The organism is Deltaproteobacteria bacterium HGW-Deltaproteobacteria-18 (assembly GCA_002841885.1).
In the GTDB taxonomy this organism is placed as follows: domain Bacteria; phylum Desulfobacterota; class Desulfovibrionia; order Desulfovibrionales; family Desulfomicrobiaceae; genus Desulfomicrobium.
Window position 1 is genome coordinate 49374 of record PHBE01000018.1, and the last position, 14899, is coordinate 64272.

Below are 14899 nucleotides of genomic sequence, written 5' to 3' on the forward strand. Positions count from 1 at the left end.
TGGCAGGCCCTATTTGCGCCATCGGCCCTTGGGCGCCGCCGGGCAGGCAGGGGCTATGTCCAGAGCACGGGGATTTTGTTCTCGAGGTAGGGGTTGAAATAGCCGTAATTGATCCAGGGGCAGGCTTTTTTGAGCCGCTTCATGAAATTGCCAAGACCCATGGACGGTTCGGTCGGATCTCCGACACAGCCCAGGTAAAGCTCGGGGTCAAGGCTCAGGTTGCGCATCTGGATGTAGTCGGGCCGGGCGGAGGCGACCAGGTCGGTCAGGGCCTCCAGTTCACTCTCCACGTCATTCACGCCGGGGAAGAAAAGATAGTTGAGGGACACGAATAATCCGTGCTCCTTGGCTGTGACGATGGTGCGGCGGACATCGGCGAAGGTGTAGCCGTGGGGTCGGTAGTAGCTGTTGTAGACGGACTCCCGCGCGCTGTTCAGGCTGACCCGGATGGAGTCAAGGCCGGCCTTGGCCAGGCCGGGCATGGTGTCCGGCAGGCTCGCATTGGTGTTGATGTTGACCGTGCCCCGGCCGCCCCCGCTGCGGAAGAGGGCGATGGCTTCGGTCAGGAGCGCGGCTTCGGTCAGGGGTTCGCCTTCGCAGCCCTGGCCGAAAGACATGACCGGATTCTTGGCCCGCTTGGAGTGCAGGTTCATGATCTCGACAATTTCTTTCGCCGTGGGAGTGAAATCAATGCGGTTCTGGGAGGAAGGAAATCCCGAGTCCAGCGGCTGGTGCGAGATGCAGCCGTAGCAGCGGGCATTGCAGGCTTTGGATGTGGGCAGGGGCGCCTCGAACCGGCCCAGGGCCAGGTTTTTTGCGGCCGGGCAACAAAAGGTCAGGGCGCAGCGCGAAAGATGCGAGATCAGCCGGTTTTCGGGATAGCGCTTCAGCAGGTCCTGAGCACCTTTGGTGATCCGTTCCGGCGCGATCTGGCTGAAGACCTGTCTTCTGTCCTTGTCGACCTGGGTGGCTGCGACCCAGAATTTGTCCCTGGCGAAGCCGATGGCTCCGTATGCGAACAGCGGCAGTTTGGGAGCGTCTGCGTCAGGCAGGTAGGCCGCCGAGGCGGACAGTGTGTAGGACGGGCAGACAAAAGCGGCCACGGCCCGCTCTTCCATGGCCTCGGCCTTGCCCGTTTCCGGATCGAGCCCGAGGGCGTGACGGCCGGGCAAAAGATACAGGTCGCTGCCTTCGGGCAGGGGGATGAGTTCGTCCGGGCGGGGCAGGGTCAGTTCGCGGCCCCGGCGCACGAGCATGAGCAGGTCGGGGTGGTCGTAAACATTGCCGTCCGCATCCGCGAACACCATGACGGGCTGGATTTTTTTGCTGCTCAAAGGGCGCTCCTTTAAAAAAAAGAAGGCAGAGGTGCGCGTGCACCTCTGCCCCAGTGTGTCGAAAACCAGAGGGCGATTAACGCTTGGAGTACTGGAACCGGGCACGGGCAGCGCGCTGGCCGTACTTCTTTCTTTCCTTGACGCGGGAATCGCGGGTCAGGAAACCGGCACGCTTGAGCACGCCGCGCATTTCCGGATCGAATTCAAGCAGGGCACGGCTGATGCCGTGGCGCACGGCCTGAGCCTGTCCGGAAAGACCGCCGCCGGTAACACGGCAGGCGATGTTGAATTTTTCGAGGGTCTTGGTCAGCTTCAGGGGCTGACGAATGATCATCTGCAACGTGGCCCGGGGAAAGTAATCACCCAGTTCGCGACCGTTGACAGTGATTGTCCCTGTGCCTTTATACAGTCTGGTCCGGGAAACGGATGTCTTTCTTTTGCCGGTACCGTAGAAGAAATCTTGACTCATAATCTTCTCCATCCCTGATTAGATGTCCAGCACTTCAGGCTGCTGTGCCTGGTGAGGATGTTCCGTGCCGGTGTATACTTTCAGTTTCTTGATCAGCTGAAAGCCCAATGCGCTTTTGGGCAGCATGCCTTTGACCGCCTTGGTGATGACCGTTTCCGGGCTTTTGACCATCATTTCTTCCAGAGTGGTTTCCCGAAGGCCGCCTACATAACCTGTGTAACGGTAGTAGGTCTTCTGGGAAGCCTTCTGCCCGGTTACCTTGATCTTGTCCGCGTTGATGACGATGATGAAATCACCGTTATCCATGTGCGGGGCGAACTCGGCCTTGTGTTTTCCCCGGAGGCGGGTTGCTATTTCCGTTGCAAGTCGGCCCAGGACCTTGTCCTTGGCGTCGACAAGGTACCATTTGTGGGTCAGTTCACTTGCTTTGGGACTATACGTCTTCATTTCTGTGGCTCCTGCCTGATAAACCCGAGTCGTTGCGGGTGCTTTCAACCTTGAGATCGGAGGTAACATGCACAAATGGTTGTGCTTTACCACCGTAACCGCTACAACGTAACGAAACAATGCATGTGGGATAAGGGAAGAAACAGCTATCTGTCCTAAGCCTGCTTGTAAAGCATTTTTCTTGTTTTTTTCAGAAAAAATTTCATCCGCCGGGCAGCTCCGGCAACACGGGGAGGTCGATGGTGGCCAGTATACGCAAGGGTTTGCTTCAGCTTGTGTTTTCCGGGAGTTTCATGAAACGCTGGAACGACAAGATGCGTCCCATGGAACTTGTGGAAGTCGACAAGCAGGCCCACAAGATGATCGTCGCCTGGCTGCTTTTCGAGCTCAACTCCCAGAGTCTGCCGCCAAAGGAAAAGGCCGTCCTTGGCGAGGACATCGTGCGAGGCGGGATCTATGACTACCTCTACCGACTGGTCATAACCGACATCAAGCCGCCGATCTTCTACCAGATCAAGTCCAATCCGGCGCATTATCAGAAACTCACGGCCTGGGTTCTCAATGAATTGCAGCCGCGTGTCCAGCCCCTGGGCAAGGAATTCTGGGATGGCATGAAGGACCATTTCGAGCGGCAGGTCAGCGGCGACCAGAGCCTGGCCTCGCGAATCCTCGACGCCGCGCATCTCTTTGCCAGCAGGTGGGAATTCCACCTCATCCGGGACATGAACAAATGGGATGAGGAGATGGACGACATCGAGGACAATTTCAGGCGCGGGCTCGAGGCGCATCTGGATCTGACCGGCGTGCGCCAGCTGATCGAGGGTCCGAGCACCCGGCTCGGCAAGTTCGCCTTCATGTGCGGACAGCTGCGTTTCCAGAAGCGCTGGTCCCAGACCCCGCGCATTCCTGAGACTTCCGTTTTGGGGCACATGTTCATCGTGGCCTGCCTGGCCTATTTTTTCAGTATCGCCGTTGGCGCGTGTCCGGTGCGCAGAAAAAACAATTTCTATGCAGGGCTTTTTCACGATATCCCGGAGCTTCTGACCCGGGACATCATCTCCCCGGTCAAGAGTTCGGTCCAGGGCATCGGGGATCTGATCCGTGAATACGAGGGCCGGGAACTTGAGCGCCGCCTCTTTTCCATTCTGGACCGATCAGTGTATGGGGGGCTTGTGGATCGGCTGGAATATTTTCTGGGCATCGAGGTCGGCTCGGAGTTCGAGGCCACCATCATGGAGGACGGGCGGGCGAAAGTCGTGAGCTGGGAGCAGTTGCAGGGGCCCTACAACCGCGACGAGTTCTGTCCCAAGGACGGCAGAATGCTGAAAGTGTGCGACCATCTGGCCGCCTTTCTCGAAGCCTACACCGCCTTGTCCAACGGTATCACCAATGCCCACCTGCAACAGGCTTCGTGGCGGATCAGGACATTGTATCAGAACCAGTCGCTGACGGATGAATTGCACATCGGCGCGCTTTTGGCGGATTTCGACTGAGTGAACTCAGGGCCGGGCCCTATTCTTCATTATCATTAAAAAGGGGAAAAATCATGATGCTACGCAAGCGGGTCTGGGATATCATGCGTGAGGATTTTGCGCGCGTGCGTGAGGACGCGAGCCTTTCCGAGGCCATCACCGCCCTGCGGCAAATTCGCGCCAAACAGCCGGACACCAGCTTCGTGCTGGTCTTTTCCAAGAACGACAAATTCATAGGCGTACTGTCCATGTGGAACCTGATCCAGGGCATTGGTCCGTGTCTGCTCAAGGGCTCCGTTCTCGACGGCAACGAGGTGGACTGGGACAGCGCTTTTGCCCATGCTTGCCGCAGCTGCTCCCAGGTCCGCATTTCGGAATGCCTGCAGCATGACATTCCCATGCTCAAACCTAACGATCCGCTGGCCCGGGTGCTTGAGGTATTCCTCGACTACCGTCGTGGTCGCGCAGTGGTCGAGGAGGGAGGGAAGATCATCGGCGTGGTCTGCATGGCCGATCTGTTCAAGGAAATCGGCGATTCTCTGATGCCATAGTTTTCTTCCGAGAGAGCTGGCGTCCCCGGCTCTCCAAGATATCTTTTTCCCGAAGGATTTTTCAGCGCCCCCGGCGTTTCCTTCGCAAGTGAGCTGCCATAATGAGCTGCACCAAAAAGGGCTTAAGATCCGGGGTCCGCCTTCTGGCGGGCGCGGCTCTTGTCTTTGTCTCCCTATTTTTTATTGTCCCGGGTGCGCTGGCCGTCCCCGGGAAGATCGTTGTTGCGGATGACAAGGATTATCCCCCGTACATATTTCTCGATGCCGCTGGCGATCCCAGGGGGATTCTGGTTGATATCTGGGAACTGTGGAGCAGGAAGACCGGCATCACCGTGGAATTTCATCTCATGGAGTGGAGCGCCGCTCTCGAGGCGGTCAAGGACGGGCAGGCCGACGCGGTTGGCGGGATGGCCCGCACGCCGGTGCGTGAGGAAGTTTTCGACCTGACGACCCAGATCGCCGCCATACCCTCGGCCATTTTTTTTCAAGGCCAGCTTGGGGGGATCAAGAATGTCAAAGATCTCGCTGGGTTTTCGGTAGGAATTGTCGGCGGGGACGCTGCGCGGGACGTGGCCCTGTCGCGTTATCCGGAATTGCGGTTCGCCACGTTTCCCGGCGCGCACGAACTTGTCGAGGCGGCAATTTCAGGTGAGATCAAGGTGTTCATCTCGGACGTGCCCGTGGCGCGGCATTATCTGGCTCGGCATGAGGGCAGCGCCGTGTTTCGCCAGGCCTCGGAACTGGTTTTGACACATGCCGTGCACGGGGCAGTGCGCAAGAACAATGCCGAGCTTCTGGGAGTGATACAGGGCGGGTTCGATCAAATCACGGAGTCCGAAATCGAAGCAATCATGGACGATTGGCATGGTCGCTCCGCACAAGCGTCTTTGCCTTGGCACATGATTGTCTCCTGGTTCGGGATTTTAATCGTAATACTGTTGGGTGTTTTTTCGTGGAATTTCATCCTGCGCAGACGAGTGTTCGAAAAAACAGCAGCGTTGGCGGAGTCTGTGCGCGAGGCAAGTCAGGGAAAGGAAAAATACAGACTTCTGGTGGAGCATCAGACCGATCTGGTGGTCAAGGTCGATTTGGAGGGCCGTTTTCTTTACGTGAGCCCGGCATATTGCCGGGTTTTTGGAAAGTCCGAAGACGAATTGTTGAATTCGACCTTCATGCCGCTTATTCATGCAGAGGATCTGCCCGCCACCGAAGAGGCCTTGAAGGCGCTGCATGTCCCGCCGCATACCGCCTACTTGGAGCAGCGCGCCATGACTGTCGAGGGTTGGCGCTGGTTTGCCTGGAACGATTCGGCCGTTCTGGGAGAGGACGGGGAGATCGAGGCTATCGTCGGCGTTGGCCGGGATATCTCCGAGCGCAAAAAGGGCGAGGAGCTGCTGCGTCAGAGTGAAGAGCGCTTCGCCAAGGCCTTTCATTCCAGCCCGGCGCCGCTGGTCATCTCCGACATTGCCACCGGCCGTTTCATCGACGTCAATGCGAGATGGTTGGAGATGCTCGGTTATGCAAAGAATGACCAGATCGGGCGGACCTCCAAAGAGGTCGGGATATGGGCGGATCCGAAATTCAGGGACAGGGCCACTGAAATCCTGCGCAGGTATGGCTCCTTCAAGGAGTTCCCCATCGAGTTCTTGACCAAAACGGGCAGCGTGCGATCCGTCCTCTGGTCCGCCGAGACCATCGTTCTTGAGGGCCGGGAGGTCATGCTTTCACTGCTTTTCGACTATACCGAGCGTAAAAGGGCGGAAGAAGACTTGCGCAAAAGCGAGAAGCTCTATCGCTCGGTCATCGACAACATTCATGATGTCTTTTACCGCACCGATGCCGAGGGCCGGCTGTCCATGGTCAGCCCTTCGGGAGTCCGTCTGCTCGGTTACGAAAGCAGCGAAGAGATGCTCGGACGGCTGAACGAGGAGTTCTGGTTCAAGCCGGAGGAGCGCCGGGATTTCCTGCAGCGAATCCAGGCTGACGGGTTTGTTGCCGACTTCGAGGTGATGCTGAAGCGCAAGGACGGCGAACCTGTGCTCGTGGCCACATCGAGCGGGCTTTATCGTGACGATGAGGGCTCCGTGCTTGGGGTCGAGGGGATTTTTCGCGACATCACCGAACGTAAACGAACCGAGGAGCGGCTGCGTCAATCCGAGGAGAAATTTTCACGCCTCTTCAAGCTTTCACCGGACGCCATCTCCCTTTCCGATCCTGACAGCGGCCTGTTGGTTGAAGTAAACGACGCGTACGCAAGGCTCACGGGATACCGTCAGGATGAGCTTGTGGGCAGAAGCGCCCTTGAGATCGGTCTGTTCGTAGACCCTCAAAGCCGCAGGCGGGTGGTTGAGCGCCTGAAGAGCACCGGCCAGGTCAACAACACGGAGATTGAATTTAGGCGCAAGGATGGCGCCCTCGTGATGTGCAGTGTTTCAGCACAGTTCATAACTCTTGGGGCGGAACGTTTTCTTCTGGCCGTGATACGGGACGTGACGGAGTTCAGGCGTATGCAGGAGATGATGATCCAGAGCGAGAAGATGGTCTCCGTGGGTGGAATCGCGGCCGGAATCGCTCATGAGATCAACAATCCGCTGGGAATTATCGTGCAGACCGCGCAGAATCTGGTGCAGCGCACCCGTCCGGATTTTCACAGGAACATCGAAGTGGCCCAGAGCATCGGCCTGGACATGGAGTTGCTCGAAAAATACATGCAGGCACGTAAAATCCTGCCATTTGTGCAGGATATGCAGGCCGCTGCATTGCGAGCGGCAGAAATCATCCGCCACATGCTCGACTTCAGCCGTCGCAGCGAATCCAGGCGCGCTGTCTGCTCGATACCGGTCATTGTGGATCGGGCCGTGATCCTGGCGCAAAATGACTATGACCTGAAGAAGAGCTTTGATTTCAAACGAATCCGCATCGACAGGGAGTATGCAGCGAATCTTGTGCAGATCCAATGCACGGAGACGGAACTTGAGCAGGTGTTTCTGAATCTGTTGCGCAATGCTGCACAGGCCATGAGCATGGGCGAATCCCCGCCGGATGATCCGAGGATCGTGGTGCGGTTGTCGAACCATGCCTCGGGAGTGCGATGCGAGTTCGAGGACAACGGGCCGGGCATGCCGCCGGAGATTCTGCGCCGGGTCTTCGAGCCGTTCTATACCACCAAGGCTCCAGGCGTCGGTACTGGCCTAGGTCTTTCCGTGTCCTACTTCATAGTGACACGGGGCCATGGCGGAAAAATGTGGGTGGAATCGACTCCCGGCAACGGAACCAGATTTGTGATCGAGCTGCCCGCAAGCGGATGGCGGGGACAGGATCCGGGCTACGGCCAGGGATGAGTCGAAGCCCCGCAGAGGTAAATGAAAAGCCCCCACGACGATTACGTGTCGCGGGGGCTTTCTTGACGATGGGCATTGGGCGGATCATTCGCTTTTCATCGAGCGTACTTCCGGCCAGATTTCGTCGATGGTTTCGACGGTTTTGACCGTGATGCGTTTTCTGAGTTCCTTCGGGATCTCGTCCAAGTCGTGGGCGTTGCGGGCCGGGATGAGCACCTTCTTGACCCCGTGGCTGACAGCCGCCAGGATTTTTTCCTTGATTCCGCCAACCGGCATGACCCGACCGCGCAGGGTGATCTCGCCGGTCATGGCCACATCCGAGGCAACGGGTTCGTTGCTGATGGCCGACATGAGCGCCGTGACCAGGGTCACACCCGCCGATGGCCCGTCTTTGGGAGTGGCGCCGGCCGGGACATGGATGTGAATGTCGTGCGTGTCGAAGAAGTCATCTGCAAGTTTCAGACTCGCGCTCTTGGTGCGGGCAAAGCTCAGTGCGGCCTGGGCGCTCTCCTTCATGACCTCTCCGAGCTTCCCGGTCAGGATGAGTTTGCCCTTGCCCGGCAGCAGGCTGCATTCGATGTGCAGGATCTCGCCGCCGTAAGGCGTCCAGGCAAGGCCCAGGGCCACGCCGGGAGGCATGGAACTTTCGCGCTCCTCATCCATGAATTTGGGCTGTCCCAGGAGTTTGGTGAGCGCCGAGGTGGTCACGCGGAATGGTCCCTTCTTGCCTTCGGCCACCCGGCGGGCGTATTTTCGGCAGATGGAGCCGATCTCCCGTTCCAGGTTGCGCAAGCCCGCCTCGCGCGTGTAGCCTCTGATGATTTCGGCCAGAACCGCGTCGGAGATGATCAGGGTATCATTGGTGAGGCCGTTTTCCTTGATCTGTCTGGTCAAGAGATAACGCCTCGCGATGATGGTCTTTTCCTGCTCGGTGTAACCGGGAATGCGGATCACTTCCATGCGGTCCAGGAGCGCCGAGGGGATGGTATCGAGCATGTTGGCCGTGCAGATGAACATGACCTTGGACAGATCGTAGGGCACGTTCAGGTAATGATCCGTAAAGGAGTTGTTCTGTTCCGGGTCGAGCACCTCCAGCAGCGCCGAGGATGGATCGCCCCGGAAATCGTTGCCGAGCTTGTCGATTTCGTCGAGCATGATGACTGGGTTGACCGTCCCGGCATCCTTCATGGACTGGATGATACGGCCAGGCATGGCGCCGATGTAGGTGCGGCGATGTCCTCGGATTTCGGCCTCGTCACGCATTCCGCCCAGCGACATGCGCACGAATTTACGTCCGAGGGATCTGGCGATGGACTTGCCAAGGGATGTCTTGCCCACGCCGGGAGGGCCGACGAAGCACAGGATCGGGCCCTTCATGGACGGGTTGAGTTTGCGTACGCTCAGGTATTCGAGGATGCGCTCCTTGACCTTCTCCAGGTTGTAGTGGTCCTCATGCAGGATCTTGGCGGCCTCTTTGATGTCGAGCCGGTCTTTTGATGTCTTTTTCCAGGGCAGATCGATGAGCCAGTCGATATAGGTGCGCAGGATGGTCGCTTCCGAGCTGTCCGGGTGCATGGACTCAAGGCGCGAGAGCTGCTTGTCGGCCTCTTTTTTCACCTTCTTGGGCAGGCCTATGGAGTTCAGGGTTTTTCTGAGTTCCTCCATCTCCTCGCCTTCGCCGCCCTTGTCGCCAAGCTCGCGGCGGATGGCCTTCAGCTGCTCGCGCAGGAAGTATTCGCGCTGGGCCTTATCCATCCCTTCCTTGGCCATGCTCTGAATCTTGGCCTGCATGGAGGCCACTTCCACTTCCTTGACCAGTTGCGAGTTGACCAGATTCAGGCGCTCGATGGGATCATGACTCTCAAGGATGCGCTGGGCTTCGGAGGACTTCATGCGCAGGTTCGATGCCACGAGATCGGCCAGGCGGCCATGCTCGTTCACGGCGTTGAGCACATTCATGATCTCGCCGGCGTCGATGCCGCGCAGGGTCAGGATTTTTTCGCTCTGTTCCTTGACCGAGCGCAGCAGGGCTTCCTCTTCGGGGCCGGGATTTTCAACCACGAGCTCGTCGATGGTTTCGATCTTGACCATGTCGAAGGGGTCGTGCTGGACAAATTCGGTGATTCTGGCGCGCGTCAGCCCCTGCACCAGTACTTTAAGGCGGCCGTCGGGCATCTTGAGCATGCGCATGATCATGGCCACTGTGCCGGTTGCGTAGAGATCTTCGGGAGAAGGATCATCCACTCCCTCGTCCTTTTGGGTGCTGATGAAGATGTACCGGCTGCCATTGAGCGCCGCGTCCACAGCCTGAACGCTCTTTTCACGTCCAACGAACAGGGGCAGGATCATGTAATTGAAGACGACAATGTCCCTGACCGCCAAAAGAGGCATGGTGGTCGGGATTTCCGCTTCCTGAACGGAGCTGTCGGCGCTGGCTGTATTGGAATTTTCGCCCTGAAGTTCGTTTTTTTCCGGGGAAAACGATTTTTCGTCGCTCATGAAAGTCTCCTCGTGGTGTTGTATTCGCGTAATTTCTAGCCGCGAAAAGCAAATTCAGTCAATTATAAGGCTCCTGGAGCCTCAGGCAAGAAAAAAAATGGATTTTTTCCCATTTGGGAATAAAAAATCAGAGCAAGCCTTGGGCGCGGAAGCTGGAATAGGTCTCGGCAGTGACCACAATGTGGTCGAGGAGGCGCAGGCCAAGGTCATCCGCCAGGCGGGCGATGGTCTCGGTCAGGGCCTTGTCCTGCAAGGAGGGGGCGGGGTTTCCCCCAGGATGGTTGTGAACCAGTATCAGCCCGCCGGCATGGTGTCGCAGGGCCAGTTCGAGGATTTCGCGCGGGTAGGCCGCGGTCTGGTCCACGGTGCCCTGAAAGATGCGTTCGAAGGAGATGAGCCTGTTTTGGTTGTCGACGAGGATGACCCAGAACTCCTCCTTGGTGAGGTGCCCCAGGCGAGCGCAGACCATGTCCCTAACCTGCTCCGGAGATGAGAACTTTTCCCTGCGGGCTATCGAGCCGCACGCCTGGCGCGCGCGGCATTCGTGCAGGGTCCGCCAGAATCTGGCCGCGCCTTCGCCAAGGCCGGCGATTTCGGCGATGCGTCCGGGATCCGCGAGCAGCGCGTCTCCAAGGGACCCGAAGCGGGAGATCATTTCCTTGGCGATGGGCTTGGTGTCCTTGCGGGGCAGGGCATAGGTCAGCAGCAATTCGAGCACTTCGTAATCGGACAAGGCCCGGGGATCATTGTCCAGGCGTTCGCGCAGACGTTCGCGGTGTCCCAGATAGTGGGCTGCGTCCTCTTTCACCACAGGCGCTGCGCTTCCTTGACGAGGTTCTCCATGGCCTGCGCGGGCTTTAGCCTTCCGGTCTTGATGTCCGTGTCGGCCTGCAGCACGATATCCCAGAAGCGGCCGATGCGCACCGGTCCCAGACGCTGGGCCAGGCGCTTCTTTTCCGTCTTCAGGCTGGGGTAGAGCTGAACCTTGCCGTCCTCCCCGTGCAGAAGCTGCCAGAGCTGACGGGCTTCGCGCAGCATGAGCGAGGAGACCGGGAATACCATGTCTCCGCCAGCCATGGCCGGGTCGTTCAGGAGACGGTCCCAGGCCTGCTGGCGGCCGGCGGGCGTCTGCAGGGAACGCAGAAAGGCAAACAGATCAAAAGCCTCCCCGGCATCGAGAGCCACAAGGTGTTCGGGCTGGATCGATTTTTCCGGGCCTGACAGGAGCAGGATTTTTTCAAGTTCGTTGCGCAGGGCGATGGTGCTGAGCGGCAGGGATTCGGCCAGGATTTTCTTGACGCCGTGAGCGTAGCTCAGTCCGTGGCGCGAGGCGAAACGGTCGAGCTCCTGGCCGATGGTGGCGCGGGAGAGGCCGGGATGTTCCCAGATCCAGCCTCGTTTTTGCGCGGCGGCCCAGTATCTGCCCTTGCTCACGGTCTTTGGCACGTTGGACTTGCCGGATTTCCACTCGCCTTCAAGACAGAACATGGGCCACACTGAAGGTCTGGCCATGGCCAGCAGGGCTTCCATGCGGGTCCAGAACTCGTCGTTCTGGTCCTGGGCCCGGCGCAGGACCACGGCGTTGGGCGGGCCCATCATGGAGGGAACGGTCAGGGTTTGCCAGAAGCGATCAGGGAGTTCCTCGTCGCCCCAGAAGGTTCGAACGGCGAAACCCTGGCCTTCCAGGAGTTCGTCCACACGGTCCTTCAGAAGTTCAGGGTCCGCGCAGACGAGAAAGGAGAAGCCCTGTCTGGTCATGGCCGGATCAGAACTTCTGGCCCAGCTGGTCGGCCACCTTGCGCACTGCGAGATCAACAGCGTCCTGCGTCGCTTCGCGCTTGGCGCTGGTTGACTGCAGGGCCCCCGTACTCGACTGGGTTTCGCTGACGCCCCGGAAGGATTCGGAGGCCGCAATCGGACCTGAGGTCCAGATCAGGGCGTTGGTCTTGGTGCTGAAAAAGGTGACCACCATCTGGATGCTGGCCGCGGACTTGAGAGTTATGTCATCACGGCCTTTCAGGGAGTCCGAGGTGCTGTAGGAGCGCACGTCGATGTTGACCGTGGCCTCGGCCTCGTCCCGGCTGACCCAGGTGACGTTGCCGCGGCGGGTCAGTTCGTCGCGCAGGCTGCTCCTGAGCATGGGTTCGAGCCATGTCTCGGTGGTCGGATTGGTGACCTTGTCCAGATAGAGGCGCGTACTGTCCTGAGGCAGCTGAATCGGTGCCCGGGCGGTAAGCTGATATCCGCATGCGGGTAGCAGCAGGGCGATGCAGAGCACCGCCCACATGAGGCTACCTGACAACCACGTTAACCAGTTTTCCGGGAATGACGATTGTTTTGACAATTGTTTTGCCCTCGATGTGTCGTGAGACGTTTTGATCGTTCATGGCCTGAGTCTCTATTTCTTCCGAGGTCGCATCCGCCGCCACCGTTATCTGGCTGCGAAGCTTGCCGTTGACCTGCAGAACCACGGTCACCTCGTTGGTCTTGAGCGCTTCCGGGTCGTGCGCGGGCCAGGGTTCCGCGGCCAGGGTCCTGGTGTATCCCATGCGGTCCCAGACTTCTTCGCAGACGTGCGGGGCGATGGGGGACAGGGTCACCAGCAGGGATGAGATGGCCGATGACAGGAGGCGCGGGCCGTGCTTGCTTCCGCGCAGGTCGTCCTTGGTCGCGTAGAGGGTGTTGACCAGCTCCATCATGGCCGCGATGGCCGTGTTGAACTGGAACTTGTTTTCGATGTCTCGCTCCACCCTGCGCACGGTGTCGTGCTCCTTGCGTCGCAGTTCGGCCTCAGCCTCGCCGAGGGTCCCGTCCACGTTTACGCATGTGCCGACGGGTGAGAGGACGTCATCAAGCTCGTCCACCAGACGCCAGAGACGGTTCAGAAAGCGGCTCGATCCTTCGATGCCCTTGTCGTTCCATTCCAGATCCTTTTCCGGTGGCGCGGCGAAAAGGCAGAACAGCCGCACGGTGTCCGCTCCGTACTTGGCGATCATCTCGTCGGGGTCCACAACGTTGCCCTTGGACTTGGACATCTTGGAGCCGTGCAGCAGAACCATGCCCTGGGTCAGCAGGTTCTTGAAGGGTTCGTCGTGGGTGAGATAGCCTTCGTCGCGTAGCGCCTTGACGAAAAAGCGCGAATACAAAAGATGCAGGATGGCGTGCTCGATTCCGCCGATGTACTGGTCCACGGGCATCCAGTAGGCAACCTCCGCCGGGTCGAAGGCCACAGTCTCGTTGCGGGCCGAGGTGTAGCGGGCGAAATACCAGGATGATTCAACGAACGTGTCCATGGTGTCCGTCTCGCGACGGGCGGGCTTGCCGCAGGTCGGGCAGGTGACGTTCACGAAGCTTTCGCAGTCCGGCAGGGGAGAGCGCCCGTCGGCGTTGACCTTGACGTCCAGGGGCAGTTCCACCGGGAGCTGGCTTGCCGGTACGGGCACGATGCCGCAGTCATCGCAATAGATGACCGGGATGGGTGCCCCCCAGTAACGCTGGCGGGAAATGTTCCAGTCGCGCAGACGGTAGTTGACCGTGGGCTTGCCCAGATTCCGGTCCGCGAGCATGTCGACTATGGCCTTCTTGGCTTCTTCGTTGCCCATGCCGTCGAACTGTCCCGAATTGGTCATTATGCCGGGGTCGGAATAGGCCTCGGTCATGGTCCCCGGATCAAGATTCGCGTCCTTGGGGTTTATGACCACCTGCACCGGCAGCTTGTATTTTGCCGCGAATTCGAAATCGCGCTGGTCGTGGGCCGGGACGGCCATTACCGCGCCCGTGCCGTAGCCCATGAGCACGAAATTGGCCACATAGATGGGCATCTCAACACCGTTCAGGGGATTGATGCAGTACCGTCCGGTGAAGACGCCTTCCTTTTCCAGGTCATCGGCGGTGCGGACGATGCGGTCCATCTTGGCGATGCGGTCCACGAATTCGCCTACTGCGACTTCCTGGGCGGTTCCGGCGACAAGCTTCTGCACCAGGGGGTGCTCCGGAGCCAGGCTCATGAAGGTCGCGCCGAAGAGCGTGTCGGGGCGGGTCGTGAATACGGGGATCTCTTCGTCAAGGCCCTGGACCTTGAAGGAAATCTCGGCGCCGATGCTTTTGCCGATCCAGTTGCGCTGCATGGTCAGCACGCGTTCGGGCCAGCCCTCGGTCAGCTTGTCCAGATCGGCCAGAAGTTCCTCGGCGTAGTCGGTGATGCGCAGGAACCACTGCGACAGCTGCTTCTGCTGCACCTCGGAATCGCAGCGCCAGCACAGGCCTTCCTCGACCTGCTCGTTGGCCAGTACGGTGTGGCAGCTCGGACACCAGTTGACCGGCGCGTTCTTGCGGTAAACCAGCCCTTTTTCCAGGAACTTGAGGAAGAATTCCTGCTCGAAACGGTAATATCCGGGATGGCAGGTCGCGATTTCCCGATCCCAGTCGTAGGAATAGCCCAGCCGTTTGAGCTGGGTGCGCATGTAGGCGATGTTTTCGTAGGTCCACTTGGCGGGGTGGGTGTTGTTCTTGATGGCCGCGTTTTCGGCAGGCAGGCCGAAGGCGTCCCAGCCCATGGGGTGGAACACGTTGAAACCCTGCATGCGCTTGTAACGGGCGACCACGTCGCCGATGGAGTAGTTGCGCACATGTCCCATGTGGATGCGCCCCGACGGGTAGGGAAACATTTCAAGGACATAGTATTTTTCGCCGTGCCGGGACATGTCGGTTCGAAAACAGGCCTGGTCTTCCCAGGCCTGTTGCCATTTTTCCTCGATCTGCTTGAAATCGTAATGCCTCATGCTGT

General features: G+C 59.0%; 11 protein-coding genes. 3 read left to right on the top strand and 8 right to left on the bottom strand.

Annotated features, from left to right (window positions below; genetic code table 11):
* Positions 1-53: 53 nt before the first annotated feature.
* The 3 genes from CVU60_14915 to CVU60_14925 form a co-directional block, all read right to left on the bottom strand.
* The gene (locus tag CVU60_14915; GenBank protein PKN40628.1) at positions 54-1334 is read right to left on the bottom strand and encodes a radical SAM protein; all 1281 of its coding nucleotides are present in this window, start codon (positions 1332-1334) and stop codon (positions 54-56) included.
* A gap of 76 nt (positions 1335-1410) precedes the next feature.
* A complete protein-coding gene (locus CVU60_14920; GenBank protein ID PKN40629.1) occupies positions 1411-1803 on the bottom strand; it encodes a 30S ribosomal protein S9 in 393 nt (130 codons plus the stop codon).
* An 18-nt stretch (positions 1804-1821) separates the two neighbouring features.
* A complete protein-coding gene (locus CVU60_14925; GenBank protein PKN40630.1) occupies positions 1822-2250 on the bottom strand; it encodes a 50S ribosomal protein L13 in 429 nt (142 codons plus the stop codon).
* 242 nt (positions 2251-2492) lie between these two features.
* Here CVU60_14925 and CVU60_14930 point away from each other — a divergent pair, with 242 nt between their 5' ends.
* The 3 genes from CVU60_14930 to CVU60_14940 all read left to right on the top strand — a co-directional run bounded on the left by CVU60_14930 (position 2493) and on the right by CVU60_14940 (position 7614).
* The gene (locus CVU60_14930) at positions 2493-3743 is read left to right on the top strand and encodes a phosphohydrolase (protein ID PKN40681.1); all 1251 of its coding nucleotides are present in this window, start codon (positions 2493-2495) and stop codon (positions 3741-3743) included.
* Positions 3744-3796: 53 nt separating this feature from the next.
* Positions 3797-4273 carry a hypothetical protein gene (locus tag CVU60_14935; GenBank protein PKN40631.1) on the top strand — a complete coding sequence of 159 codons (477 nt, stop codon included), beginning with the start codon at positions 3797-3799 and terminating at the stop codon, positions 4271-4273.
* A 101-nt stretch (positions 4274-4374) separates the two neighbouring features.
* Positions 4375-7614 carry a hypothetical protein gene (locus tag CVU60_14940; GenBank protein ID PKN40632.1) on the top strand — a complete coding sequence of 1080 codons (3240 nt, stop codon included), beginning with the start codon at positions 4375-4377 and terminating at the stop codon, positions 7612-7614.
* Positions 7615-7698: 84 nt separating this feature from the next.
* On the opposite strand, the gene lon is transcribed toward CVU60_14940, so the two are convergent.
* The 5 genes from lon to CVU60_14965 all read right to left on the bottom strand — a co-directional run bounded on the left by lon (position 7699) and on the right by CVU60_14965 (position 14894).
* Positions 7699-10113, bottom strand: a complete 2415-nt coding sequence (lon, locus tag CVU60_14945) for an endopeptidase La (protein ID PKN40633.1) — start codon at positions 10111-10113, stop codon at positions 7699-7701.
* Between the two features lie 127 nt (positions 10114-10240).
* A complete protein-coding gene (locus CVU60_14950; protein ID PKN40682.1) occupies positions 10241-10921 on the bottom strand; it encodes a hypothetical protein in 681 nt (226 codons plus the stop codon).
* The gene (locus CVU60_14955) at positions 10918-11871 is read right to left on the bottom strand and encodes a DNA polymerase III subunit delta (GenBank protein ID PKN40634.1); all 954 of its coding nucleotides are present in this window, start codon (positions 11869-11871) and stop codon (positions 10918-10920) included. Before CVU60_14955 ends, CVU60_14950 begins: the two co-directional genes overlap by 4 nt.
* Positions 11872-11878: 7 nt before the next feature.
* Positions 11879-12400, bottom strand: a complete 522-nt coding sequence (locus tag CVU60_14960) for a hypothetical protein (protein ID PKN40635.1) — start codon at positions 12398-12400, stop codon at positions 11879-11881.
* Positions 12401-12404: 4 nt separating this feature from the next.
* On the bottom strand, positions 12405-14894 hold the full coding sequence (locus CVU60_14965) for a leucine--tRNA ligase (protein ID PKN40636.1): 2490 nt from the start codon (positions 14892-14894) through the stop codon (positions 12405-12407).
* Between the last annotated feature and the right edge of the window lie 5 nt (positions 14895-14899).